Raw genomic sequence first — 26,599 nt, 5'->3', positions numbered from 1 at the left:
AATGGACGGTTTGCCCATAGGGCCGATGCTCGCGGTATTTGTCCTGCTGATTTTATGGTCGGGGCTGTTTACTGCCGTCGAAGTCGCTCAGCAGCACCTGTTGGCGCAACGCACGACCTCGCGTGCCAGCGACAAGCCGCTGGCGAAGCTGAGCTTTCCGCTCGACAGCCTGATCCTGTGCAACACCCTGTGCCGCGCGCTCGCGGTGATCATCGCGACACTGCTGGCGATCTTTCTTTGCGAAGAGAACGGCCCTTGGGCTGCCTGCCTGGGCGCCGGCGCCGTGCTGCTGGTGTTTGCCGATTACTTTCCGCGCAGCGTAGCCCAGCGTTATCCCGATGCGGTGCTGTCGTTCGGCAATACCCTGCTGACCGTTCCACTGAAAATCCTTTACCCGCTGGCCTGGCTGCTGAGCAGCCTCAGCGGTTGGCTGCTGCGCCCCTTCGCGCGCAAGCCCCAAGTGGTCCAGCAGAGCGAAGACGAAGATCCCGCTGAGCACAACGACGACCCGGAACACCCGTCTCGCACACACCCGGTTTCGGGGATCCACGCGCTGGACAACATCACGGTCAACGACATTCTGGTGCCGCGCAGCGATGTCGACGGTATCAACCTTGACGACTCGATCGAAGAGATCATCGAACTACTGCGCCAGAACAAGCGCACACGCCTGCCGGTATTCCACAGCGACATCAACCAGGTCGAAGCGGTGCTCAACACCCGGCAGATCCGCCATCTGCTCAACGATGGCAACCTGACCCGCGAAGCGCTGCTGGCCGCCAGCTACGAACCGTATTTCGTCCCGGAAAGCACCCCGCTGCAACTGCAACTGCTGAACTTCCACAAGCAGCAGCGCCGACTAGGCATGGTGGTGGACGAGTACGGCGAAGTGCTGGGCATCGTTACTCTGGAAGACATTCTCGAAGAAATCGTCGGCGAATTCGAAAGCGAGCACAGCCTCGACAACCCGCACATCCACCCACAGCCCGACGGGCGCATGGTGATCGACGGTACCGCGTCGATCCGCGAGTTGAACAAATGCCTGGGCTGGCACTTGCCGAGCGACGGGCCGAAGACCCTTAACGGCCTGGTGACCGAAGCGCTGGAGACCATTCCGGACAGCGCGGTGTGCCTCAAGATCGGCCGCTACCGGCTGGAAATTCTCGAGACCGAAGACAACCGGGTGAGCAAGGTGTTGATCTGGCATACGATCTCGGTGCCCGCCAAGATCTAAGCGCTGTTGTGGCGAGGGAGCTTGCTCCCGCTGGGTTGCGTAGCGCCCCCACCCTCTTGGCGGCCGCTGCGCGCCCGAGCGGGAGCAAGCTCCCTCGGCACAGAAAGCCCAACGGCTGCGACCCTTTGCTCTTGTTTGATTGTTAGCCCCCTTCCTATAATCGAGCCGCTTACCCAAGCGCCGCCGAGCCCTGTGCTTACCCCGCACGCCAACGGTTTCGGTAATTTTCCGCACCACCCCGACGACTGTTCCTACTCGAAACAGCGCTCGCGCCTGATCCCACATCCCTGGGTGTTCGACCATAATAATTCGCTCCAACGGAGCTCATGACTGTCAGGGATCACCGCATGACGACCAGTACCGCTTACAGCGACACCGCGCCTGCCCAACCGACCAACTCCGCCACCCGCGTGGCGACGGCGAGTTTCATCGGCACCGCCATCGAGTTCTACGACTTCTACGTCTACGCCACTGCCGCCGCACTGGTGATCGGGCCGGTGTTCTTTCCGCAGACGTCCGGCACCGCGCAGATGCTTTCGGCGTTTCTCACCTTCGGCATCGCCTTCCTCGCCCGCCCGCTGGGTTCGGCGCTGTTCGGCCATTTCGGTGACCGCATCGGGCGCAAATCGACACTGGTCGCTTCGCTACTTCTGATGGGCGTGTGCACCACGCTGATCGGCGTGCTGCCGGGTTACGACAGCATTGGCGCCTGGGCACCGATTCTGCTGTGCGTGCTGCGTTTCGGTCAGGGGCTGGGACTGGGTGGCGAATGGGGTGGCGCGGCGTTGCTGGCCACGGAGAATGCGCCCAAGGGCAAACGAGCGTGGTTCGGCATGTTTCCGCAGCTTGGCCCGTCGATTGGGTTTCTCGCGGCGAACGGGCTGTTCCTGACCCTGGCCATGACCCTCAACGACGAGCAGTTCCGCAGCTGGGGCTGGCGGATTCCGTTTCTGCTCAGTGCGGTACTGGTGATGGTCGGCCTGTACGTGCGCCTGAAACTCCACGAAACCCCGGTATTCGCCAACGCCATTGCCCGTCAGGAACGAGTGAAAGTGCCACTGGTCGAGCTGTTCAGCCAGTACTGGGCGCCAACCCTGCTCGGCGCGGCGGCTATGGTGGTGTGTTATGCGCTGTTTTACATCTCGACGGTGTTTTCCCTGAGCTACGGCGTATCCACACTGGGTTACAGCCGGGAGACGTTCCTTGGACTGCTGTGTTTTGCCGTGCTGTTCATGGCCGCGGCAACGCCATTGTCCGCCTGGGCCAGCGACCGTTACGGGCGCAAACCGGTGCTGATCGTCGGTGGTGTGCTGGCGATCCTGTCCGGATTCCTGATGGAGCCGCTGCTGACGCAAGGTTCGACCTGGGGCGTGGCGCTGTTCCTGTGCATCGAGCTGTTCTTGATGGGCGTGACGTTTGCCCCGATGGGCGCGCTGTTGCCGGAACTGTTTCCGACGCACGTGCGCTATACCGGCGCATCGGCGGCCTACAACCTGGGCGGCATCGTCGGCGCCTCGGCCGCCCCGTTCTTCGCGCAGAAACTGGTGGCGATGGGGGGTTTGAGTTATGTCGGCGGGTATGTGTCGGCGGCAGCGGGGCTCAGCCTGATTGCTGTGCTGTGCCTGAAGGAAACGCGCAATAACGATCTGAATCAGGTTGCCTGACGGAAGATCAAAAGCTTCGCGAGCAAGCTCGCTCCCACAGTGTCCGTGCAGTACACAAAATTTGTGAACACCGCCGAACCTGTGGGAGCGAGCTTGCTCGCGAATGCCGCGCCTCGGTTTACAGGTCTACAACAACAGCCTGAGCAGCCCGGGTCGCCTTGGCACGCGCAGCTTCGATCGACTCATCCCGCGCCAACGCCACGCCCATCCGGCGCTGACCATTGACTTCAGGCTTGCCGAACAGACGCAACGCCGTATCCGGCTCGCTCAATGCAGCGCCAAGGTTGGCGAATGCGGTCTGGGTCGACTGACCTTCCACCAGAATCACTGCCGAAGCCGAAGGGCCGAACTGACGGATCAGTGGCACCGGCAGACCGAGAATGGCGCGAGCATGCAGCGCGAACTGCGACAGATCCTGGGAAATCAGGGTCACTAGACCGGTGTCATGCGGGCGCGGCGAGACTTCGCTGAACCACACCTGATCGCCCTTGATGAACAGCTCGACGCCGAACAGACCGCGACCGCCCAAAGCCTCGGTCACAGCTTTGGCCACGCGCTCGGACTCAGCCAGGGCAATCGGGCTCATGGCCTGCGGCTGCCAGGACTCCTGATAGTCGCCCTTCTCCTGACGGTGACCGACTGGTGCGCAGAACGTAGTGCCGCCGATGTGGCGCACGGTCAGCAGAGTGATTTCGTAGTCGAAATCGATGAAGCCTTCGATGATCACCCGACCTTTGCCGGCGCGACCGCCCTCTTGTGCGTAATCCCAGGCTTTCTGCACGTCATCAGCGCTGCGCAGCAGGCTCTGGCCTTTGCCCGACGAGCTCATGACCGGTTTGACCACGCACGGGAAACCCAGGTCCTGAACGGCTTTGCTGTAGTCCTCGAAGGTGTCGGCAAAGTGGTACGGCGAGGTCGGCAGGTCCAGCTCTTCAGCAGCCAGACGACGGATGCCTTCGCGGTTCATGGTCAGTTGCGCGGCGCGCGCGGTCGGGATCACAGTGAAGCCTTCGGCTTCCAGTTCGACCAGCGTGGCGGTGGCGATGGCTTCGATTTCCGGCACGATGAAGTGCGGTTTCTCGGCTTCGATGACTGCACGCAGCGCGGCGCCGTCGAGCATGTTGATCACGTGGCTGCGGTGCGCCACCTGCATGGCCGGCGCGTTGGCGTAACGGTCGACGGCAATCACTTCAACGCCCAGGCGTTGCAGCTCGATCACCACTTCCTTGCCCAACTCACCACAGCCACACAGCAATACGCGGGTCGCGGTTGGCGACAATGGAGTTCCGATACGGGTCATCTCAGGTCCTCAAAGAAGCGGATCATCGAGGAAAGCAACGCCAGACGCGCTTTCCATGGGGAGAAAGCGCGGCATTTTACATGAACCGGAGGGTTTGGCTTAGCTGGCGACAGCCTGTTTGCGCTCGCGCCAGGCCATGATCAGCCAGACGGCAGTGACGCCAGCGAACTTCGAGACCAATGCGGTGATGATCACCGGTGGCGTCATCAGGTCGATCATGCCGAAAAAGATGAAGGTATCGAGGGGAATGCTCAGTGCCGAACTGATCCACAAGCGGTCACGCAACGGGCGTTTGGTGACGCTGAACACCAGCCAGTCGATGCACTCGGAGATCGCGAACGCAGTGGCGCTGGCCAGGGCGATCGACGGATCAGAGGTGACGTAGGACAGCACCAGCGCCGCCAGCATCGCCACGATGGCACCGTGGCCGAAACGGGTTTGCACCATGTCGCGCAACACGAACACCAACCCGCCCCAGGCCGACCAGATGATGTCCAGGTGTGGCGCGGTGGAGAAAGCGAAGTTGATCAGCACGACGCTGCTGATGTAGGCGATGAGGAAAATCATGGGGGCGACCTGTCAAATTGGCGCACAGGTTACTTCAGGCTTTGAGTTGGGCCAATAAGAAGTAGCGACTGTTCCGGCCTCTTCGCGAGCAAGCCCGTTCCCACAGTTGATCGAAGGTGAACACAAATCCAATGTGGGAGCGGGCTTGCTCGCGAAGGCGGTTTGTCAGACGCCAGATTTCCCGGGGATCATCCACACCAACCCGCTCGCCTTCGCCCGCTCATGGCACAACCCGAGCACCACCCGCCGCTCGTCGTTGGTCATCCGGCCCCAGCGCGTAATCTCCTCGACCGTGCGCTGGCAGCCGGTGCAAATATCGTCCTCATCCAGGGCGCAGATATTCACGCACGGCGAGGCAACGGGTCTTTCAGGCGTGTTCATTCTTCCTGCTCTACCAGGTCACGCGCGTAGCGCTGCGAGTTGTGCACATAGTGCGCGGCGCTGGCTTCGAGCATTTTCTTCTGCGGCTCGGTGAGTTCACGCACGACCTTGCCCGGCGAACCCATCACCAGCGAGCCATCGGGAATTTCCTTGCCTTCGCCGATCAGCGAATTGGCGCCGATGATGCAGTTCTTGCCGATTTTCGCGCCGTTGAGGATCACCGCGTTGATGCCGATCAGGCTGTAGTCGCCGACGGTGCAGCCATGCAGCATGGCGTTGTGACCGATGGTCACGCCGGTGCCGATGGTCAGCGGATAGCCCATATCGGTGTGCATCACGGTGCCATCCTGAACATTGCTGTTCTTGCCGATCAGGATCAGTTCGTTGTCACCGCGCAGCACGGCGTTGAACCAGACGTTGGCGCCCTCTTCAAGTTTGACCTTGCCCACCAGCACGGCATTGGGCGCTACCCAGCTCTGTGGATGGGTGTCGACGCGGGCGTCGCCCAAGCGGTATTTCATCTTGTTTTCCTCAGGGCTCACGAACGGGCCATTCGAGCGATGGCTTCAGGTATTGATAAAACTTTTGGGCGGGTGATGCAGGCTGATCTGTTCGTCATAGAGCAGATTGATCAGCTCGACGATCATGATAGCCGTCAACCCCCAGATCTTGAACTCGCCGTAGCGATAACTCGGCACGTACCAGCTGCGACCCTGGTAGTCGATACGATGCGTGTGTTCGCGCGGGTCTTTGCGGAAGAACTCCAGCGGCACGTTGAATACTGCGGCAATCTCGGCGTCATTGGCCTGGTATTCGACAAAGTCCGGGATCACCCCGACATACGGCGTGACCTTGATGCCATGCAGGGAGATCAGCGGGCTGAGCGGGCCTATGACCTCGACCAGCCCCGGTGGCAGGCCGATTTCTTCCTCGGCTTCGCGCAGGGCGGTAAAAATCAGGTCGGGGTCTTCCGGGTCACGGCGCCCGCCGGGGAAGGCGACTTCGCCGCCATGGGTCGAAAGGCCGCTGGCGCGCAGGGTCAGTACCAGCTCGGGCTCGTCACTGCGGGTGATCGGCACCAGAACAGCGGCCTCGGGGAAACGTTTATCGGTCTCCAGCGTGCGCGGTGTGTGGTTGCTTACCCTATGCAGTAGCTCGTCCAGCATGAGTGTTCTCGATCTGTGCCTTACCCTGCATCATGCACCAATCATGGCAGCCGCCCAAGCCCCTGACCGGGCCATGTCGCGAAACGACAACTTGCCGACCGGCACCGCTGCACGCCAAGATAGGCGCAGCATTCAGGAACCCCAGCATGAAATTTTGCAGCCAGTGCGGCAACCCGGTGACCCAGCGCATTCCCGAAGGCGATTCGCGGCTGCGATTTGTCTGTGACAGTTGTCAGACCATTCACTATCAAAACCCCAATATCGTCGCCGGTTGCGTTGCGACCTGGGGCAACCAAGTGTTGCTCTGCCGCCGCGCCATCGAGCCCCGTCTCGGCTACTGGACGCTACCCGCCGGTTTCATGGAAAACGGCGAGACCATCGAGCAGGCCGCGATCCGCGAAACCGCCGAGGAAGCCTGCGCCCGGGTGCGCAACCTGAGCATCTATACGCTGATCGATGTGCCACACATCAGCCAGGTGCACGTGTTCTTCCGTGCCGAACTGGCCGATCTGGACTTTGCCGCCGGCCCCGAGAGCCTCGAAGTGCAACTATTCGACGAAGCCGACATCCCGTGGGACGAGCTGGCTTTTCGCACGGTGGGGCGTACCTTAGAATGCTTCTTCGCTGATCGACGGGTCGAGGCGTATCCGGTTCGTTCGGAATCGATTCCACCGTTGGTCCAGCCTGCCATCAGCTGACTCAAAAAAATCAAAGATCAAAAGATCGCAGCCTGCGGCAGCTCCTACACTTAACAATGCGTCACTCTTGGGGAATCGTTTCAATGCGCTGGTTGCTTGCCCTGCTCTGCCTGTCGTTCGTCACCGTGTCCCAAGCGTCATTCGTGACCACCGTGACGCCATCGAATAGCCCCCGGATCGACAAAATACTGGTGTTCAAATCGGCGCATCAACTGCAATTGATCTCCGACGGCAAGCCACTCAAGACCTATCGCATTTCCCTGGGCAAAGGCGCGAAGAAAGGTCCGAAACTGATTGAGGGCGACAAACGCACCCCGGAAGGTCTGTACTGGATCGACTGGCGCAAGGTCAGCGAAAAATTCAACCTGGCGATGCACATTTCCTACCCGAACATCAGCGATTCGGCCCGCGCCCGCCGCGAAGGCGTCGAGCCTGGCGGGATGATCATGATCCACGGCACGCCCGACACCGAGGACACGCCCGAAGACCTGTTCCACACCCTGGACTGGACCGACGGCTGCATCGCCATGCGCAACATGGACATGCGTGAAGTCTGGGGCCTGGTGCCGGACGGCACGATGATCGAAATCCGCCCTTAGGCTGACCGAAAACCTGTGATGAGAGAGCTTGCTCCCTCGCCACAAAGTGCTGATTCAGCCGTTACCGTCGGTCGGCGTTAAAAAATAAATCAAAAGATCGCAGCCTTCGGCAGCGCCTACAGGGTTGATACCACTTCCCACTGTAGGAGCTGCCGCAGGCTGCGATCTTTTGCTTTCTGCATTCCACCTCTAATACCACTTCAATACATCACACCCGAGACCCGCCATTTCATTGGCCTACAGGCCAATTCCCTGCGTTGACATGGTATTCAAGTGGTATTAATTTCCGCCCCACAAGCGAGCAACAACAATCCTACACTCGCGTCGGAAATGACCTACATGAACGACCTCCAGGCCCTACGCCCAGATGACTCTCAGCCGACACCGCTGTACCTGCAGCTGGCGCGTAATCTGGAGTCGGCGATCCATTCCGGGCAGTGGAAGGCCGAGCAGGCGATGCCTTCCGAGCGCAATCTCAGCGAGCAACTGGGTATCTCCCGGGTCACCGCCCGCAAGGCGCTGGAAGTGCTGCTTGATCAAGGTCTGATCCGCCGCCTGCAAGGTTCCGGCACCTTCATCACGCCCCGTCTGGAACAACCACTGTCGCGCCTCTCGGGCTTCAGCGAAATGCTCCGCCTCAAGGGTTTCGTGCCCAGCTCGCAGTGGCTGGAGCGCGAAATCACCCTGCCGACTCACGAAGAACTGATCCGCCTGAGCCTGTCGCCGAACGACAAGGTGGCGCGCATGAAACGCCTGCGCAAGGCCGACGACACCGTGATGGCCATCGAGATGAGCACCCTGCCCGCCTCGATCATGCCCAAGCCGCAATTGGTCGGCGATTCGCTCTACGAATACCTCGACGGCATCGGCAAACCGATCGTCCGCGCCCTGCAGCACATCCAGGCGATCAACGCCTCGGACGAGTTTGCCGCGCTGGTCGGCATCGCCCCCGGTACCGCCATGCTGCTGATGACCCGGGTCGGCTATCTGGAAGACAACACGCCGATCGAAGTCACCGACACCTATTGCCGCAACGACTACTACGACTTTGTTGCAGAGCTGCGCCGCTAACCGGGCGAAGCCGTCAAACAGCGAGAACCGAAATGTCCGAAGACAACATCCTCACCGCTCACGGCTGGGTTCGCGGCCGGCTGATCCACGAACACGGCAAAGTCGTGTCGATCGAAGGCGTGCCCTGCGATCCGGCCGACAATGACCTGCCGTATCTGCTGCCGGGTTTCATCGACCTGCACGTCCACGGCGGTGGCGGCAAAGACATCATGGAAGGCGCCAGCGCCTTCGAGACCATCACCAAAACCCACGTGCGCTTCGGCACCACTTCGCTGCTGGCCACCACCATGACCGCGCCGAGCGCCGAGATCTCCAGCGTGCTGAAAGAGGTCGGCGAGTTCTGCGAACAGCGTCCGCAAGGCGCCGCCCGGGTACTCGGTGTGCATCTCGAAGGCCCGTACATCAATCCCGGCAAACTCGGCGCGCAACCGAACTTCGCCCACACCGCGTTGATGGCCGAAGTCGAGGAATACCTGGCGCTGGCGCCGATCCGGGTGATCACCATCGCCCCGGAAATCGCCGGCCACGACGGGTTGATCCGCGAACTCAGCAGCCGCGGCATCCGCATGCAGATCGGCCACACCCTCGGCAGTTACGAGGAAGGCGTCGCCGCTCTGGAGGCTGGCGCGACCAGTTTCACTCACTTGTACAACGCCATGAGCCCGCTGCATCACCGCGAACCGGGCATCGTCGGCGCCGCGTTGGCCCACGCCAAATTCGCCGAGCTGATCCCGGATCTGCTGCACGTGCACCCCGGCGCGATCCGCGTGGCCCTGCGATCGATCCCATGCCTGTATTGCGTCACCGATTCGACCGCGGCCGCCGGCATGCCCGACGGTGAATACAAGCTCGGCAGCCACACCGTGACCAAATGCCTGGGCGGCGTGCGCCTGCCCGATGGCACGTTGGCCGGCAGCACCCTGACCATGGATCAGGCCCTGCGCAACCTGGTGAAGATCGGTTTGCCGATCAGCGAGGCCTCGCAGCGTCTGTCGCAATTTCCCGCCGACTACCTCGGCATCACTGAACGCGGGCGCCTGCAACCGGGTGCCTGGGCCGACTGCGTGCGGCTGGATCGCTCACTCACACTGACCGCCGTCATGGTCGAAGGAGAAGACATTGACTTCAAAAATGCTTGAAGAGGCGCTGTCCTCGTTCGAGGCCGTGCAAGCCCAACTGCAACAGCTCGACCCGCAAATGATCGAGATCGCCGGGCGCCTGCGCCGCCAGCCGCCGCAAGTGGCGATGACCGTCGCGCGCGGCAGCTCCGACCACGCGGCGAGCTACTTCGCTTACCTGACCATGCAGCAACTGGGTGTGCCGGTGGCGTCGTTGCCGATGTCGGTGGTGACCATGCAACAGGCGCCGCTGAAGGTCAGCGGTCAGGTGGCGTTCGCCTTTTCGCAATCGGGGCAAAGCCCGGATCTGGTCAACAGCCTGCGTCTGCTGCGCAAGCGTGGCGCTCTGAGCGTGTCGATGGTCAACGCTGCCGATTCGCCGTTGGAAGCCGCATGTGAATTCAGCCTGCCGCTGCTCGCCGGCACCGAAAGCAGCGTCGCCGCGACCAAGAGTTTTATCGCCACCCTGAGCGCCAGCGCCCGCCTGATCGCGCACTGGAAAGAAGACAACGAACTGCTGGAAGCGCACAACGCCCTGCCCGAAGGCCTGCGCGACGCGGCGCAGCAGGACTGGAGCGCGGCCATCGACGCGCTGCGCGATTGTGAGCGCCTGATGGTCATCGGCCGTGGTGCCGGTTTTGCCATCGCCCAAGAGGCCGCGCTGAAATTCAAGGAAACCTCGGCGATCCAGGCCGAAGCGTTCAGCAGCGCCGAAGTCCGTCACGGCCCGATGGCACTGATCGACGAGCATTACCCGCTGCTGGTGTTCGCCCCGCGCGGTGCCGAACAGGCCGGTCTGATCAGCCTTGCGGCAGAGATGCGTCAACGCGGCGCCCGTGTGCTGCTGGCGGCGCCGGACGACATCCTCGAACGCGACCTGACCCTGAGCCGCGCCGAACACCCGGCCCTTGATCCGATTCTGGCGATCCAGAGCTTCTACGTGATGGCCGCCAACCTGGCCGTGGCCCGAGGCATGGACCCGGATCAGCCGCGCCACCTGAGCAAAGTGACGCGTACGCACTAAGTCCGAATGACTGCACACCTGATGAGACCGAGCCATGCACAACAACAATAAAGAGCTGACCCTCAGCGCCCCGCTCAGCGGCCCGGTGCTCACGCTCGCCAAAGTCCCGGACGCGGTGTTCGCCAGTGGCGCGATGGGCGACGGCATCGCCATCGATCCGCTGAACGACACCCTGTATTCGCCCTGCGCCGGGGTGATCATCCACGTCGCCCGCACCGGCCACGCACTGACCGTGCGTGCCGACAACGGCGCGGAAATCCTCCTGCACCTGGGCCTCGACACCGTTGAACTGAACGGCGAAGGCTTCTCGATGCTGGTCAAGGAAGGTACGCGGGTCAGCAAGGGCCAACCATTGTTGCGCTACGACCTGGACAAGGTCGGCCAGCAGTGCAAAAGCCTGGTCAGCCTGCTGATCCTGACCAACAGCCAGGACTTCCAGGTGCGCCCGATCACGCTCAAACCGGTAAAGGTCGGCGATCCGTTGCTGCACATCGTTGCGCGCAACAGTTCGGTGGCACATGCTGAAACGCTGGACGGACCCGAGGTTCACGGTCATGTGCTGGTGGCACATCGCGGCGGCTTGCATGCACGCCCGGCCGCACTGATTAGGCAGACCGCACAAGGCTTCAAGAGCCAGTCGCAGCTGCACTTCGCTGGTAAGTCGGCGCCGTGCAACAGCCTGATCGGGCTGATGGGACTGGCGGTTGGCGAGCAGGATGAAGTGCAAGTCAGCTGTCAGGGGCCGGACGCCGAAGCCGCGCTGCAAGCCTTGCTCAATGCATTGGCGACTGCCCTGCCCGACGACCATCACGCCGCTGCACCGGTCAGCGCCGCACCGCGCAAACGTCCGGCCGAAGCCGGTGTGCTGCACGGTGTGTGCGCGGCACCGGGACTGGTCGGCGGGCCGCTGTTTCGCTTGAGCGCGATCAGCCTGCCAGTCGATCCCGGGCATCATGATTCAACCGAACAACGACAACGCCTCGACACCGCCCTCAATCAAGTGCGCAGCGAAATCGACGGCACCCTGGCCGAGGCCAAGAGGCACAAGAATGCCGACGAAGAAGCGATCTTCGCCGCGCACCTGGCACTGCTCGAAGACCCGGCCCTGCTCGATGCTGCGCAGCATGCTATCGACCAAGGCACGGCGGCGACTCACGCCTGGAGCCAGTCGATCGACGTGCAGTGCGAAGTCCTGCAACACACCGGCAGCGCGCTGCTGGCCGAACGCGCCAACGACCTGCGCGATCTCAAGCAGCGCGTCCTGCGCGCCCTGCTCGGTGAAGCCTGGCATTACGACGTGCCGACCGGCGCCATCGTCGCTGCGCATGAACTGACGCCGTCGGATCTGCTGCAACTCAGCGCGCAGGGTGTCGCCGGGTTGTGCATGGCCGAGGGTGGCGCGACGTCGCATGTCGCGATTCTGGCGCGCGGCAAAGGCCTGCCATGCCTGGTGGCGTTGGGTGCCGCTCTGCTCGATCAGCCGCAAGGTCAGTCGGTGGTGCTGGATGCCGATGGCGGACGCCTCGAACTGACGCCGAACGCCGAACGCCTGGCCGAAGTTCAGCAAGCGCAAATCGAGCGTCAGCAACGCCGCGACGCGCAACAAGCCAAAGCCCATCTGCCCGCCGAAACCCGCAATGGCGTGGCGATCGAAGTGGTCGCCAACGTGGCCTCCAGCCATGAAGCGGCGGACGCCTTTGCCAACGGCGCCGATGGCGTCGGCCTGCTGCGCACCGAGTTTCTGTTCGTCGACCGGCAGACCGCGCCGGACATCGAAGAGCAGCGCGCCGCCTATCAAGCTGTGCTCGATGCCATGGGTGAGCACTCGGTGATCATCCGTACCATCGACGTCGGCGGCGACAAGCAACTCGACTATCTGCCGCTGCCCGCCGAAGCCAACCCGGTGCTCGGCCTGCGCGGCATTCGTCTGGCTCAGGCCCGTCCGGAAATCCTCGACCAACAACTGCGCGCATTGCTGCAAGTCAGCCCGCTGCGCCGTTGCCGGATCCTGTTGCCGATGGTCACCGAAGTCGACGAACTGCTGCACATCCGCCAGCGGGTCGATGCGCTGTGCCTGCAACTGGGTATCAGCCAGCACCCGGAAATCGGCGTGATGATCGAAGTCCCCGCCGCCGCATTGCAGGCCGAACAACTGGCCGAGCATGCCGACTTCCTGTCGATCGGCACCAACGATCTGTCGCAATACACCCTGGCGATGGACCGCGACCACGCAGGTTTGGCCGCTCGGGTCGATGCCCTGCACCCGGCGCTGCTGCGACTGATCGCCATGACCTGTGCAGGTGCGGCAGTGCACAAGCGCTGGGTCGGCGTCTGCGGTGCCCTCGCCTCCGACCCGCTGGCGACGCCGGTGTTGATCGGCCTCGGCGTGACCGAGTTGTCGGTGAGCCCGGTGCAGATCGGTGAAATCAAGGATCGCGTGCGCCAGTTGCACGAGGCCGAATGCCAACGCCTCAGCCTCGACCTGTTGAAACTGAACAGCGCTGCTGCGGTTCGTCACGCCTGCCACCAGCATTGGCCTCTGCACTAACAACAAGCTCTCTATAAAGAGCAGGGAGAACCACCATGTACCAACTCTTCATCGAAGGCCTGCAACGCCTCGGCCGTGCGCTGATGCTGCCGATCGCGATCCTGCCGATTGCCGGCCTGCTGCTGCGTCTGGGTGACACCGACCTGCTGAACATCGCGATCATTCACGATGCCGGGCAAGTGATCTTCGCCAACCTGGCCATGATCTTCGCCATCGGCATCGCGGTCGGGTTCGCCAAGGACAACAACGGCACCGCCGGCCTCGCCGGGGTGATCGGTTACCTGGTGATGATCTCCACCCTCAAAGTGCTCGACCCGAGCATCAACATGGGCATGCTCGCCGGGATCGTCAGCGGCCTGATGGCCGGCGCGCTGTACAACCGCTTCAAAGACATCAAGCTGCCGGAGTACCTGGCGTTCTTCGGTGGCCGACGTTTTGTACCGATCGTCACCGGTTTCGCCGCCGTTGCGCTGGGCGTGGTGTTCGGCTACATCTGGCCGCCGATCCAGCACGGCATCAACAGCTTCGGCACCTTGATGATGGAAAGCGGCAGCTTCGGCGCCTTCGTCTTCGGCGTGTTCAACCGCCTGCTGATCGTCACCGGCCTGCACCACATTCTCAACAACATGGCGTGGTTCGTGTTCGGCAACTTCACCGACCCGACTACCGGCGCACTGGTCACCGGCGACCTGTCACGCTACTTCGCTGGCGATCCAAAGGGCGGCCAGTTCATGACCGGCATGTTCCCGATGATGATCTTCGGCCTGCCCGCCGCGTGCCTGGCGATGTACCGCAATGCGCTGCCGGAGCGGCGCAAGGTGATGGGCGGGATTTTCCTGTCGATGGCCCTGACCTCGTTTTTGACCGGCGTGACCGAGCCAATCGAATTCGCCTTCATGTTTTTGGCACCGCTGCTGTATCTGCTGCATGCGCTGCTGACCGGGTTGTCGATGGCGATCACCAATGCGCTGAACATCCACCTCGGCTTCACCTTCTCCGGCGGCTTCATCGACATGGTGCTCGGTTGGGGGCGCTCGACCAATGGCTGGCTGGTGATTCCGGTCGGGCTGGCGTACGCCGTGGTGTATTACGCGGTGTTTGATTTCTGTATCCGCCGCTTCAATTTGAAGACACCGGGGCGTGAGGATGTTGCGGCGGCTGACAAGGCTGTTCTCACCGAGAACGAGCGCGCTGCGGCTTACATCAAGGCACTCGGTGGTGCGGAGAATCTGCTCACCGTCGGTGCCTGCACTACCCGGTTGCGTCTGGAAATGGTTGATCGCAACAAGGCTTCCGATGCTGATTTGAAGGCACTGGGTGCGATGGCCGTGGTACGCCCGGGCAAGGGCGGCAGCTTGCAGGTGGTGGTTGGGCCATTGGCCGACAGCATCGCCGACGAAATCCGCCTCGCCATGCCGACGCTGGGGCGTGCGTTGGTGGCTGCGCCTGCGGTGGTGGTCGAGGAATCGAAAGCCGTATTGGTCACAGCACCGGAAGCCCAGCAATGGCTGACTGCCTTGGGCGGTAGCGAGAATGTGCTGCAACTGGACTGCATCGCCCTGACCCGTATTCGCCTGCAACTGGCCGATGGTAAAGCGCTGTCCGAGGCGCAGTTGAAAGAGTTGGGTTGCCAGGGTGTCAGCCCGTTGGAAGGTGGGGTCTGGCATTTGTTGATTGGCGAGAAAGCGGCGAGTTTGAGTGGGGCGATTGAGGCGTTGGTTAATCGGAGTGAGGTCAGCGCCAAGGTTTGACTCACCGACGTCTGGGCGGCCCTCTTCGCGAGCAAGCCCGCTCCCACATTTGACCGGCGTACACAGGTCAATGTGGGAGCGGGCTTGCTCGCGAAGAACGATAACGCGGTGATCCTGAGAGATCAGGTCTGTGGATCGACTCGGTCCAGCGCCCGGTTTACCGCCAGTTCGGCGAGCATGATGATTTGCTGGATCGCCAGAGCGGTGCTGCGTTGCAGGCCACTGAGTTCGTTGGCGAAGTTGCTGGCCATGGCACTGGCGGAGGCCAACGATTCGTAGGCGTGGGCTAGCAGGGTTTCGGTATCGACGTTGGGGTGGACGAGGAACATCGTGCTGGGTTGTCGGGGTTTGGCGGGTTGCGGGGTGAAGTAGAAATCGACAGCGCGCTTGATGGCTTCACGGTCTTTGGCCAGGTCTTCGACCCGGATGGCGTCGACGGGTGGCGTTGTAGCTTCGTGGGGTGGGTCGGGGATCAGTTTGTCCATCGAACAAGTCCTTTTAAGTGTTGCAGCCACTTGCTCCCGATCTCACTCGGAGAAGAGGTGGCAGCCATGTACGGAGTGAGATTACCGGTAAGGACCCCAAATCCGGCCGGACCGAAGTCCGCCCGTACATAGCCGCCATAAGGAATTGCTGACAGCGAAAGCTGACCGCAATTATGGGGGCACTTGTCTGGGGATCCAAATCGGGTATCTCACCTCCCGGTCGCTGAATTGGCAGCGACAAGCAAAGCCTAGAGACCGGGCGTCCGAGGGACAACCTGAAAACCTTGTGGGAAGGTTCTGGTTATTTGACACAGATTTAAACAGGACCAATCTCCTTGGTGACCGGACTAACCCCATCGCCAGCAGGCTGGCTCCCACAATTTCAACCCGGTTTATTCAGATAGAAATTGGTCGGCTATCAGGCCGCCATCGCTGGCAAGCTAGGCTCCCACAGGGGTTGAGTACATCTGCAATGGATCAGTGAGCTGGCAGGACGCCTTCGCGAGCAATCCCGCTCCCACAATTTCAACCCGGTGTATTCAGGTAGAGATTGGTCGGCTGTCAGGCCGCCATCGCTGGCAAGCCAGGCTCCCACAGGGGTTGAGTACATCTGCAATGGATCAGTGAGCTATCAGGACGCCTTCGCGAGCAAGCCCGCTCCCACAGTTTGAACCCGGTGTATTCAGGTAGAGATTGGTCGGCTGTCAGGCCGCCATCGCTGGCAAGCCAGGCTCCCACAGGGGTTGAGTACATCTGCAATGGATCAGTGAGCTGGCAGGACGCCTTCGCGAGCAAGCCCGCTCCCACAATTTCTACCCGGTTTATTCAGATAGAAATTGGTCGGCTGTCAGGCAGCCATCGCTGGCAAGCCAGGCTCCCACAGGGGTTGAGTACATCTGCAATGGATCAGTGAGCTATCAGGACGCCTTCGCGAGCAAGCCCTCTCCCACAATTTCAACCCGGTGTATTCAGGTAGAGATTGGTCGGCTGTCAGGCCGCCATCGCTGGCAAGCCAGGCTCCCACAGGGGTTGAGTACATCTGCAATGGATCCGTCAGTTGGCAGGACGCCTTCGCGAGCAAGCCCGCTCCCACAGTTTGAACCCGGTGTATTCAGGTAGAGATTGGTCGGCTGTCAGGCCACCATCGCCAGCAGGCTGGCTCCTACAATTTAGCAAGCGCACACCCCATGCGGCGAAGCCGCCCCACTCCAGGATGAGCGCAAGCTCGGCTGTCGCTCTTGATCTTGATCCACGGGCGACGTCGGAAGGCTGAGTGGAGGGATTGATCCGGGGGTGGGAGCGCAGCGACCGTTTGGCGCAGCCAAACACAGCGAGAGGAGGTGCAGCGAAGCAAACCGGAGGCGCTGCGCCCGGATCGATCCCGGAGCGAAGGGACCCCGAGCCTCAGCGAGCGGGCCGAACGCAGGAGCAAGACTTTTTGGTTACTTTTGAGGCGTTTGTCAAAAGTGACTCGCTGTAAGGGCGGAACCCTAAGCAGCCGTGACCGCAGCAATGGATATGTACCCGGTCAGCCAGAACATCATTGCCCGACCCAACGCTTTCGCGAGCAAGCTCGCTCCCACAGTTGAATGAAGTCGCCAACCAAATCGCAGGCAACAAAAAACCCGCAGACAATTGATCATCTGCGGGTCTCTCATTCCAGCGGCAAAAAGATCAGAAATCCTCCAACCGCCACACCTCATAAGCCGGCGTCTCGTAAGGGTGACTCAACTTCAAAGCCGCCACCACATCACGAATCAACGCGTCACAAACGACAAGCTCAACCTTCCATTCCTCAACTTGCTCAACCTGCCCCGCTTGCCCAATAAACGGCTGACTGCCATCCAACGGACGAAACTGGCCCAGACCGAGCACCTGCCAAGCACAGTGGTCATAGTCCCCGATCCGCCCACCACCGGCAGCGAATACAGCGTCCTTGACCACCTCGACATGGCTGTCGGGAACAAAAAACCCGAGCTTGTACACGACGCTTAGTTCACCCAGACACGAGCGTTACGGAACATGCGCATCCAAGGAGCATCCTCGGTCCAGTCTTCCGAACGCCACGAGTTCTGCACCGCGCGGAACACACGCTCCGGGTGCGGCATCATGATCGTCACACGACCGTCGCGGCTGGTGAGACCGGTGATCCCGCGCGGCGAACCGTTCGGGTTGGCCGGGTAGGCTTCGGTGACCTTGCCGTGATTGTCGACGAAACGCATCGCCACGCAACCGGACAGATCGGCCTCCAGCAACGCCTCTTCGCTTTCGAATTCGGCATGGCCTTCACCGTGAGCGATGGCAATCGGCATGCGCGAACCGGCCATGCCCTGCAGGAAGATCGAGTTCGATTCCTGGATCTGCACCATCGCCACGCGCGCTTCGAACTGCTCGGAGCGGTTGCGCACGAAGTGCGGCCAGAACTCGCTGCCCGGGATCAGCTCGTGCAGGTTGGACATCATCTGGCAACCGTTGCACACGCCAAGAGTGAAGCTGTCGTTACGCTCGAAGAACCCTTGGAACGCATCGCGGGCGCGGCTGTTGAACAGTGCGGACTTGGCCCAGCCTTCACCGGCGCCGAGGACGTCGCCGTAGGAGAAACCACCGCAGGCCACCAGACCTTTGAACTCGTTCAGGTCGACACGGCCGGCCAGAATGTCGCTCATGTGCACGTCGATCGCGTTGAAACCGGCGCGGTCGAACGCTGCCGCCATTTCCACCTGACCGTTGACGCCCTGCTCACGCAGCACGGCAACCTGTGGGCGGATGCCTTTCTTGATGTAAGGCGCGGCGATGTCCTGGTTGACGTCGTAGCTCAGCTTGACGCTCAGGCCCGGGTTGTCTTCTTCCAGCAGCGCGTCGAACTCTTGCTCGGCGCAATCGGCGTTGTCGCGCAGACGCTGGATCTGGTAGCTGGTCTCGGCCCACTGACGTTGCAGCAGACGACGCTGGCCTTCGAACACGGTGTCACCGTTGAAGGTGATGTTGATCTGGCCATTGTTGATCGGCTGACCGATCACCGACACGCAGTCACCCAGACCGGCCGCGCTGAACTGCGCGAGGATGTCCGGGGTGGCGTCCTGACGAACCTGGATCACTGCACCCAGTTCTTCGTTGAACAGGATCGCAGCGATTTCGGCCGAGTTTTCGGCAACGCTGTCCAGGTTCAGGCTCAGACCGCAGTGGCCGGCGAACGCCATTTCCACCACGGAGGTCAGCAGACCACCGTCGGAACGGTCGTGGTAAGCCAGCAGGTGACCGTCGGCGTTGAGGCCCTGGATCACCGCGAAGAAGGCTTTCAGGTCTTCGGCGTCATCGACGTCCGGAGCCTGCTTGCCGAGCTTGCCGTGAACCTGAGCAAGGATCGAAGCACCCATACGGTTCTGACCACGACCGAGGTCGATCAGGATCAGGTCGGTGGTGCCCTTGTCCATGCGCAGTTCCGGGGTCAGGGTCTGACGAATGTCAGCCACTGGGGCGAAACCGGTCACGATCAGCGACATCGGCGAGGTCACGGTTTTTTCTTCGCCGTTGTCGTTCCAGCGGGTGGCCATGGACATCGAGTCCTTGCCGACCGGGATGGTGATGCCCAGCTCAGGGCACAGTTCCATGCCGACCGCTTTCACGGTGTCGTACAGACGCGCATCTTCGCCTGGGTGGCCGGCAGCGGACATCCAGTTCGCCGACAGTTTGATGTCGGAGATCTTGTTGATGCGCGAGGCGGCAATGTTGGTCAGGGTTTCGCCGATGGCCATGCGGCCCGACGCCGGAGCGTCCAGCAACGCCAGCGGAGTCCGCTCGCCCATCGCCATCGCTTCACCGGTGTAGACGTCGAAACTGGTGGCGGTAACTGCGACGTCGGCCACCGGAACCTGCCATGGGCCAACCATCTGGTCACGGGCCACAAGGCCAGTGATGGTGCGGTCGCCGATGGTGATCAGGAAGCTTTTGCTCGCCACGGCCGGGTGATGCAGGACGCGCTCGATGGACTCGCTGATGTCGAGGTTCGACGGATCGAAATCATCGCCCAGCTCGGCTTCGCGAACCACCGAACGGTGCATGCGCGGCGCCTTGCCCAGCAACACTTCCAGGGGCATGTCCACCGGGTTGTTACCGAAGTGGCTGTCGGTCACGGTCAGTTGTGGCTCGGCAGTGGCTTCGCCGACCACGGCGAACGGGCAACGCTCGCGTTCGCAGATCGCCTTGAAGCGCTCGAAGTCGGCCGGACCGACCGCCAGAACGTAACGTTCCTGGGATTCGTTGGACCAGATTTCGTGCGGGGCCATGCCCGGCTCGTCGTTGGGAATGTTGCGCAGTTCGAAACGGCCACCGCGGTCGCCGTCGTTGACCAGTTCCGGGAAGGCGTTGGACAGACCGCCCGCGCCCACGTCGTGGATGAAGCTGATCGGGTTCTTGTCGCCCAGTTGCCAGCAACGGTCGATGACTTCCTGGCAGCGACGCTCCATCTCAGGGTTTTCACGCTGTACGGAAGCGAAGTCGAGATCCGCCGAGCTGGTGCCGGTGGCCATCGAGGAAGCGGCACCGCCGCCCAGACCGATGAGCATGGCCGGGCCGCCAAGCACGATCAGCTTGGAGCCGACCAGAATCTCGCCTTTCTTGACGTGTTCTTCACGGATGTTGCCCATGCCGCCGGCGAGCATGATCGGCTTGTGGTAGCCACGAACTTCGTCACCGTGCGGGGTGGTGATCGACTGTTCGAAGGTACGGAAGTAGCCAGTCAGGGCCGGACGACCGAATTCGTTGTTGAACGCGGCGCCGCCCAGCGGGCCTTCGATCATGATGTCCAGCGCGGTAACGATGCGCTCAGGCTTGCCATACGGCACTTCCCACGGCTGTTCGAAGCCCGGGATCTGCAGGTTGGATACGGTGAAACCGGTCAGACCAGCCTTCGGTTTGGCGCCACGACCGGTTGCACCTTCGTCGCGGATCTCGCCACCGGAACCGGTGGACGCGCCCGGGAACGGGGCAATCGCGGTCGGGTGGTTGTGGGTCTCGACCTTCATCAGGATGTGCACCGGCTCCTGCACCGCACCGTACTGGCGGGTTTCCGGATCCGGGAAGAAGCGGCCGGCGACGTTGCCGACGATCACCGAGGCGTTGTCCTTATAAGCGGACAGCACACCTTCGTTGTGCATCTGATAGGTGTTCTTGATCATGCCGAACAGGCTTTTTTCCTGGCTCTCGCCGTCAATATCCCAACTGGCGTTGAAGATCTTGTGGCGGCAGTGCTCGGAGTTGGCCTGGGCGAACATCATCAGTTCGATGTCGTGCGGATTGCGCTTGAGACCGTTGAAGGCGTTGACCAGATAGTCGATCTCGTCTTCGGCCAGGGCCAGACCGAGTTCGGTGTTGGCTTTTTCCAGCGCGGCGCGACCGCCGCCGAGGATGTCGATCGCGGTCAGCGGCTTCGGCTCGGCGTGGCTGAACAGACCGGCGGCCTGTTCCAGGTTGCCCAGAACGATCTGGGTCATGCGGTCATGCAGCACGTCGGCGATTTGCTGGGCTTCGGTGTCGCTGAACTGGCCGGCCACGTAGAACGCGATGCCGCGCTCCAGGCGCTGGATCTTGCTCAGGCCGCAGTTGCGGGCGATGTCGCTGGCCTTGCTCGACCAAGGCGAGATGGTGCCGAAACGCGGCAACACCAGAAACAGACGACCGGTCGGCTCTTGTACCGGAACGCTTGGGCCGTACTTCAGAAGGCGCGCAAGCACCTGCTGTTCGTCGCCGGTCAGGACGCCGGTGACTTCGGCGAAGTGAGCGAATTCAGCATACAGGCCACTGACAGCTGGAACCTTCTGGCTCAGTTGCTCAAGGAGTTTGCTGTGGCGAAAGGCAGAAAGGGCAGGAGCGCCGCGCAGGATCAACATCTTCGGGACAGCCTCGGGAAGGGGTGTGCTTTGAGGCCGTGCATTCTAGCCTAAACCGCCCTCAACATCACCCGAAACGCTACGCACGGTTGCACTCGGATATCAATCTGTGTTTCTGCCTTTGAAGTCAAATTTCGAGGGTGTGCGGGCAGCGCTTATTTTTTCTGTCACAAAATGCCGTTTAGCCCCATTCCTGCTGGGTTTCGTGCGGTTTTGTGATCTCTAGCAGACAAGCCCTTCACTGTCGAGATATGGCGCCCGCAGCCGTTTGCGTATACTGCGCAGATGTTTTTCCCAACGGCTTTGCGTCCGCGGTACGCCAAATGGCTGATCGCAACCGGACTCTTCCTGATGCTCGGTGGCTGTGTTGATAAACCCAACACACTCGAGCGCGTAAAGGAGGATGGTGTGCTGCGGGTGATTACCCGTAACAGCCCCGCCACCTACTTTCAGGATCGCAGCGGTGAAACCGGCTTCGAATACGAGCTGGTGAAGCGCTTCGCCGACGATTTGGGTGTGGAGCTGAAGATCGAGACCGCCGACAACCTCGATGACCTGTTCAACCAGATCGGCAAGCCGAACGGCCCGGTACTGGCCGCGGCCGGCCTGGTCAGCAGCGAGGAGCGCAAGAAACAGGTGCGGTTCTCCCACTCCTACCTCGAAGTGACCCCGCAGATCATCTATCGCAACGGCCAGTCGCGTCCTACCGACCCGGCTGATCTGGTCGGCAAGAAGATCATGGTGCTCAAGGGCAGCACCCACGCCGAACAGCTGGCCGAGCTGAAAAAGAAATTTCCCGGCATCGAATACGAAGAGTCCGACGCCGTTGAAGTGGTCGACCTGTTGCGCATGGTCGATGAAGGCCAGATCGACCTGACGCTGGTCGACTCCAACGAAGTGGCGATGAACCAGGTGTACTTCACCAACATCCGCGTGGCCTTCGACCTCGGCGATGCGCGCAGCCAGAGCTGGGCAGTGGCCGCCGGCGAAGACAACAGCCTGCTCAACGAGATCAATGCCTACCTCGACAAGGTGCAGAAGAACGGCACCCTGCAGCGCCTGAAAGACCGCTATTACGGCCACGTCGATGTCCTCGGCTACATGGGCGCCACCACCTTCGCCCAGCACCTGCAGCAACGCCTGCCCAAGTACGAACAGCACTTCAAGACCTACGCCAAGAAAGAGAAAGTCGACTGGCGCCTGCTCGCGGCCATCGGTTATCAGGAATCGCTGTGGCAACCGGCGGTCACGTCGAAAACCGGTGTGCGCGGCCTGATGATGCTGACCCAGAACACCGCTCAGGCCATGGGCGTGTCGAACCGCCTCGATCCCAAGCAGAGCATCATGGGCGGCGCCAAGTACCTGGCCTACATGAAGGATCAGCTCGACGAGTCGATTCAGGAGCCGGACCGCACCTGGTTCGCGCTGGCGGCGTACAACGTCGGCAGCGGTCACCTCGATGACGCACGCAAACTGGCGTCCCGCGAGGGCCTGAACCCGGACAAGTGGCTGGACGTGAAGAAGATGCTGCCGCGCCTGTCGCAGAAGCAGTGGTACAGCAAGACTCGCTACGGCTACGCCCGGGGCGGCGAACCGGTGCATTTCGTGGCGAACATTCGTCGCTACTACGACATCCTGACCTGGGTGACCCAGCCGCAGCTTGAAGGCGATCAGGTGGCCGAGGGCAATCTGCATGTGCCCGGTATCGACAAGACCAAGCCGGCGCAGGAGCCTGCGCCGCTTTAATCAGCCCCCTGAATCCCCTGTGGGAGCGGGCTTGCTCGCGAATGCGGTGTATCAGTCGACATATTCTTTGACTGATACACCGCATTCGCGAGCAAGCCCGCTCCCACATTGGGTTCTGGGTTGTTGATTAGTGCTTGGCGGCCGCCAGGATCAGCGCCTTCATCTCGGACACTGCGGACTTGAACCCGACGAACAACGCATGCGCCACCAGCGCATGGCCGATGTTCAGTTCGTTGATACCCTTGATCGCCGCCACGGCTTCGACGTTGTGATAATGCAGGCCATGCCCGGCGTTGACGATCAGGCCTTGCGCCAGACCAAACGCCACGCCGTCCGCCACGCGTTTCAACTCTTCAGCCACTTCAGTCGGGGTTTCGGCATCGGCGTAACGCCCGGTGTGCAGCTCGATGGCCGGGGCACCGACGCGCTTGGACGCGGCGATCTGGCGTTCATCGGCATCGATGAACAGCGACACTTCGCTGCCGATCTTCGACAGACGCTCGACCGCTGCCTTGATGCGTTCCTCCTGCCCCGCTACATCCAGACCGCCTTCAGTGGTCAGTTCCTGACGGGTTTCCGGCACCAGGCAGATGTGCGCCGGACGGATGCGCTCGGCGAACGCCATCATTTCTTCGGTGACGCCCATTTCGAAGTTCATGCGGGTCTGCAGCATATCTTTGAGCAACAGCACGTCGCGCTCCTGAATGTGCCGGCGGTCTTCGCGCAGGTGCACGGTGATGCCGTCGGCGCCCGCCTCTTCCGCGTCCAGCGCTGCCTTGACCGGATCCGGGTAGCGTGTGCCACGGGCCTGACGCAGGGTGGCGACGTGGTCGATGTTCACGCCAAGAAGAATGCGATTGCTGGTGGTCACGGATGCGCTCCTGAAGGGAAAGATTCGGCGCACAGCATATCAGGGCTTGCGAAAGAGCTCGCGGCTGACGAGGGGGCGACCGCCCAGATGAACGGCCAATGCCTGACGCATCAGACGCTTGGCTGCCGACAGTGCGCCGGGGGCGGACCAATCGGCTTCAGCCATGGCCAGTAATTCAACGCCGTTGAACAAGCCCGGTTGCAGCAGGTAGACACGCTCAAGCCCGGCATCCACTTGCAGACGATAGAGACCGTCCGGCGCGACCGGTTCGCTGTGGATATCGGTGTTCAGGGAGAAGCCGTAACCGAGATCGTCCAGCAGGCGCCATTCGAAGGAGCGCAACAACGGCTCCAGCGGGCGACCTTCGGCCAGCGCCAACAGCGTGGCAGCATAGTGATCGAACACCGCCGGGTGCGGGTCTTCGGCGGGCAGCAGGCGGATCAGCAGTTCATTGAGATAGAGGCCGCTGAACAGCGCCTCGCCGACCATCCAGGTCGCATTACCGGCACTTTCCATGCGCCCGACATTCTTCAGCTCACCCTTGCCACGAAACTCGACTTCCAGCGGCACGAACGGTCGCGCCAGTGTCCCGGCCTTGCCCCGCGCACTGCGCAGCACCGCCCGCAGCCGACCTTGCGGCGTGAGGAAGTCGACCAGCGCGCTGGTTTCGCGGTAGGCGCGCGAATGCAGGACGTAGGCGAGTTGGGCGGGAGGCGGGGTTTGCGACATGAAGTTCTCGATGAAGAAACGCGGTTTTGCACACAACCCAAAACTACTGTGGGAGCGGGCTTGCTCGCGAATGCGGTGAATCAGTCAAAGTATCTGTCGACTGACACTGCGCATTCGCGAGCAAGCCCGCTCCCACAGGGGGTTCTCTGATGGATCAGAAAACCGCTATTACAGGTCGCCGTAACCCAGCGAACGCAGTGCACGCTCGTCGTCGGACCAGCCGCCCTTCACCTTGACCCACAGGTTGAGCATGATCTTGGAGTCGAACAGCAGCTCCATGTCCTTGCGCGCTTCGGTGCCGATGCGTTTGATGCGCTCGCCCTTGTCGCCAATGATGATCTTCTTCTGGCCGTCACGTTCGACGAGGATCAGCGCATGGATGTGCAGGGTCTTGCCCTGCTGCTTGAACTCTTCGATCTCGACGGTGATCTGGTACGGCAGCTCGGCACCCATCTGGCGCATGATTTTTTCGCGCACCAGTTCGGCGGCGAGGAAACGGCTGCTGCGGTCGGTGATCTGGTCTTCCGGGAAGAAGTGATCGTTCTCCGGCAGATGTTCGGCGATGACCTTTTCCAGCGCGTCGAGGTTGTGCCCGTGCTGCGCGGAAATCGGGATGATCTGCGCGTTCGGCAGCTGTTCCTGCAACCACGACAGGTGCGGCATCAGCTCGGCCTTGTCTTCGATGCGGTCGGTCTTGTTCAGCGCGACGATCAGCGGGCCGGTCACGTACTGCACGCGCTCCAGTACCATCTGGTCTTCTTCGGTCCACTTGGTGCGATCGACCACGAAGATCACCACGTCGACGTCTTTCAATGCTGCCGACGCGGTTTTGTTCATGTAACGGTTCAGAGCCTTTTCGCCACCCTTGTGCATGCCGGGGGTGTCGACGTAGATCGCCTGCACGTCACCCTCGGTCTTGATCCCGAGCATGTTGTGGCGGGTGGTCTGCGGCTTGCGCGAGGTGATCGCCAGCTTCTGGCCGAGGATGTGGTTCAGCAGCGTCGACTTGCCGACGTTGGGACGGCCGACGATGGCAACGTAGCCACAGCGAGTTGCGTTTGTATCAGTCATTGCCATTCTCCACGCCCAGGGCAATCAGTGCTGCGGCGGCCGCTACCTGTTCGGCGATACGACGGCTCACACCCTGACCTCGGCTTTTTTCATTCAATAAGACAACTTCGCACTCGACAAAGAAGGTACGGCAGTGCGGCTCACCCTGGATGTCCACCACTTCGTAGCGTGGCAGTTCGCAACCGCGCGATTGCAGGTGTTCCTGCAGACGGGTCTTGGGATCCTTGTTGGTGTCGACCAGCGTCAGGCCTTCGAACTCGCCGGCCAGCCAGGCCAGTACGCGCTCGCGAGCGACGTCCATGCCGGCATCGAGGTAGATCGCACCGATCAGCGCTTCGAGGGCATCGGCCAGAATCGATTCGCGACGGAAGCCACCGCTTTTCAGTTCGCCCGAACCCAGACGCAGGTAATCGCCCAGGTCGAAACCACGGGCCAGCACGGCCAGTGTCTCACCCTTCACCAGGCGTGCGCGCAAACGCGACAACTGGCCTTCGCGGGCCAGCGGGAAGCGATCGAACAGCGCCTCGCCGGCGACGAAGTTGAGGATGGCATCGCCGAGGAATTCCAGGCGTTCGTTGTTACGCCCGGCAAAGCTGCGGTGCGTGAGGGCCAGCAGCATCAGCTCCTGATCCTTGAAGGTGTAACCGAGCTGGCGCTCGAGACGGCTTAGAGAAACGCTCACGGTTTA

Annotated in this window: 22 protein-coding genes; 10 read left to right on the top strand and 12 right to left on the bottom strand. The window is 61.7% G+C overall.

Annotation, left to right across the window (positions count from 1 at the left end):
- The first annotated feature begins 1 nt into the window (after nt 1).
- Complete coding sequence (locus tag V9L13_RS25930) at nt 2-1,234, top strand: transporter associated domain-containing protein (protein ID WP_338800885.1); 1,233 nt, start codon at nt 2-4, stop codon at nt 1,232-1,234.
- 347 nt (nt 1,235-1,581) lie between these two features.
- Nucleotides 1,582-2,898, top strand: coding sequence for an MFS transporter (locus V9L13_RS25925; protein WP_338800884.1), 1,317 nt, complete (start codon nt 1,582-1,584; stop codon nt 2,896-2,898).
- 118 nt (nt 2,899-3,016) lie between these two features.
- On the opposite strand, the gene purT is transcribed toward V9L13_RS25925, so the two are convergent.
- The 5 genes from purT to V9L13_RS25900 all read right to left on the bottom strand — a co-directional run bounded on the left by purT (nt 3,017) and on the right by V9L13_RS25900 (nt 6,312).
- Nucleotides 3,017-4,198 (bottom strand): formate-dependent phosphoribosylglycinamide formyltransferase, encoded by a 1,182-nt coding sequence (gene purT / locus V9L13_RS25920; RefSeq protein ID WP_103521588.1) that lies wholly within the window; start codon nt 4,196-4,198, stop codon nt 3,017-3,019.
- A gap of 99 nt (nt 4,199-4,297) precedes the next feature.
- Nucleotides 4,298-4,765, bottom strand: coding sequence for a hypothetical protein (locus V9L13_RS25915; protein ID WP_003221966.1), 468 nt, complete (start codon nt 4,763-4,765; stop codon nt 4,298-4,300).
- A gap of 165 nt (nt 4,766-4,930) precedes the next feature.
- Nucleotides 4,931-5,146, bottom strand: coding sequence for a DUF1289 domain-containing protein (locus V9L13_RS25910; RefSeq protein WP_025112182.1), 216 nt, complete (start codon nt 5,144-5,146; stop codon nt 4,931-4,933).
- Nucleotides 5,143-5,667, bottom strand: coding sequence for a gamma carbonic anhydrase family protein (locus V9L13_RS25905; RefSeq protein WP_003221962.1), 525 nt, complete (start codon nt 5,665-5,667; stop codon nt 5,143-5,145). The genes V9L13_RS25910 and V9L13_RS25905 overlap by 4 nt, the downstream gene beginning before the upstream one ends.
- Before the next feature lie 45 nt (nt 5,668-5,712).
- The gene (locus V9L13_RS25900) at nt 5,713-6,312 is read right to left on the bottom strand and encodes a CoA pyrophosphatase (protein ID WP_003221960.1); all 600 of its coding nucleotides are present in this window, start codon (nt 6,310-6,312) and stop codon (nt 5,713-5,715) included.
- Between the two features lie 146 nt (nt 6,313-6,458).
- Between V9L13_RS25900 and V9L13_RS25895 the strand changes: the two genes are divergently transcribed.
- The 7 genes from V9L13_RS25895 (at nt 6,459) to nagE (ending at nt 15,121) form a co-directional block, all read left to right on the top strand.
- A complete protein-coding gene (locus tag V9L13_RS25895; RefSeq protein ID WP_338800883.1) occupies nt 6,459-7,010 on the top strand; it encodes an NUDIX hydrolase in 552 nt (183 codons plus the stop codon).
- Nucleotides 7,011-7,093: 83 nt separating this feature from the next.
- Nucleotides 7,094-7,609, top strand: coding sequence for a L,D-transpeptidase family protein (locus V9L13_RS25890; RefSeq protein ID WP_003221956.1), 516 nt, complete (start codon nt 7,094-7,096; stop codon nt 7,607-7,609).
- A 330-nt stretch (nt 7,610-7,939) separates the two neighbouring features.
- Complete coding sequence (locus V9L13_RS25885; protein WP_166496649.1) at nt 7,940-8,680, top strand: GntR family transcriptional regulator; 741 nt, start codon at nt 7,940-7,942, stop codon at nt 8,678-8,680.
- Nucleotides 8,681-8,712: 32 nt separating this feature from the next.
- Nucleotides 8,713-9,819 (top strand): N-acetylglucosamine-6-phosphate deacetylase, encoded by a 1,107-nt coding sequence (gene nagA, locus V9L13_RS25880; protein ID WP_003221954.1) that lies wholly within the window; start codon nt 8,713-8,715, stop codon nt 9,817-9,819.
- Entirely contained in the window at nt 9,800-10,822 is a 1,023-nt protein-coding gene (locus V9L13_RS25875) for an SIS domain-containing protein (RefSeq protein WP_262141881.1), read from the top strand. Before nagA ends, V9L13_RS25875 begins: the two co-directional genes overlap by 20 nt.
- Nucleotides 10,823-10,856: 34 nt before the next feature.
- Nucleotides 10,857-13,370, top strand: coding sequence for a phosphoenolpyruvate--protein phosphotransferase (gene ptsP, locus V9L13_RS25870; protein ID WP_338800881.1), 2,514 nt, complete (start codon nt 10,857-10,859; stop codon nt 13,368-13,370).
- A 35-nt stretch (nt 13,371-13,405) separates the two neighbouring features.
- Nucleotides 13,406-15,121, top strand: coding sequence for an N-acetylglucosamine-specific PTS transporter subunit IIBC (gene nagE, locus V9L13_RS25865; RefSeq protein ID WP_262141879.1), 1,716 nt, complete (start codon nt 13,406-13,408; stop codon nt 15,119-15,121).
- A gap of 122 nt (nt 15,122-15,243) precedes the next feature.
- Here nagE and V9L13_RS25860 read toward each other — a convergent pair whose 3' ends face one another.
- The 3 genes from V9L13_RS25860 to purL form a co-directional block, all read right to left on the bottom strand.
- Complete coding sequence (locus V9L13_RS25860) at nt 15,244-15,606, bottom strand: DUF6124 family protein (RefSeq protein ID WP_210558946.1); 363 nt, start codon at nt 15,604-15,606, stop codon at nt 15,244-15,246.
- A gap of 1,674 nt (nt 15,607-17,280) precedes the next feature.
- Complete coding sequence (locus V9L13_RS25855; RefSeq protein WP_338800880.1) at nt 17,281-17,592, bottom strand: YqfO family protein; 312 nt, start codon at nt 17,590-17,592, stop codon at nt 17,281-17,283.
- A gap of 5 nt (nt 17,593-17,597) precedes the next feature.
- Entirely contained in the window at nt 17,598-21,494 is a 3,897-nt protein-coding gene (gene purL / locus V9L13_RS25850) for a phosphoribosylformylglycinamidine synthase (RefSeq protein WP_103484913.1), read from the bottom strand.
- 285 nt (nt 21,495-21,779) lie between these two features.
- Here purL and mltF point away from each other — a divergent pair, with 285 nt between their 5' ends.
- A complete protein-coding gene (gene mltF / locus V9L13_RS25845; protein WP_080593223.1) occupies nt 21,780-23,240 on the top strand; it encodes a membrane-bound lytic murein transglycosylase MltF in 1,461 nt (486 codons plus the stop codon).
- Nucleotides 23,241-23,367: 127 nt separating this feature from the next.
- Here the strand turns inward: mltF and pdxJ are convergent, their stop codons facing one another.
- The 4 genes from pdxJ to rnc all read right to left on the bottom strand — a co-directional run bounded on the left by pdxJ (nt 23,368) and on the right by rnc (nt 26,593).
- Nucleotides 23,368-24,111, bottom strand: a complete 744-nt coding sequence (gene pdxJ / locus V9L13_RS25840; protein ID WP_338800879.1) for a pyridoxine 5'-phosphate synthase — start codon at nt 24,109-24,111, stop codon at nt 23,368-23,370.
- Between the two features lie 39 nt (nt 24,112-24,150).
- A complete protein-coding gene (gene recO / locus V9L13_RS25835) occupies nt 24,151-24,840 on the bottom strand; it encodes a DNA repair protein RecO (RefSeq protein ID WP_103484915.1) in 690 nt (229 codons plus the stop codon).
- 168 nt (nt 24,841-25,008) lie between these two features.
- A complete protein-coding gene (era, locus tag V9L13_RS25830) occupies nt 25,009-25,911 on the bottom strand; it encodes a GTPase Era (protein ID WP_285417540.1) in 903 nt (300 codons plus the stop codon).
- Nucleotides 25,904-26,593, bottom strand: a complete 690-nt coding sequence (gene rnc, locus V9L13_RS25825; protein ID WP_024011703.1) for a ribonuclease III — start codon at nt 26,591-26,593, stop codon at nt 25,904-25,906. Before rnc ends, era begins: the two co-directional genes overlap by 8 nt.
- Nucleotides 26,594-26,599: the final 6 nt, after the last annotated feature.

The sequence above is a fragment of the Pseudomonas sp. RSB 5.4 genome (genome assembly GCF_037126175.1).
GTDB classification, from domain to species: domain Bacteria; phylum Pseudomonadota; class Gammaproteobacteria; order Pseudomonadales; family Pseudomonadaceae; genus Aquipseudomonas; species Aquipseudomonas fluorescens_H.
The sequence above is the reverse complement of the archived record's forward strand: the minus strand, read 5'-3'. Positions and strand labels throughout refer to the sequence as shown.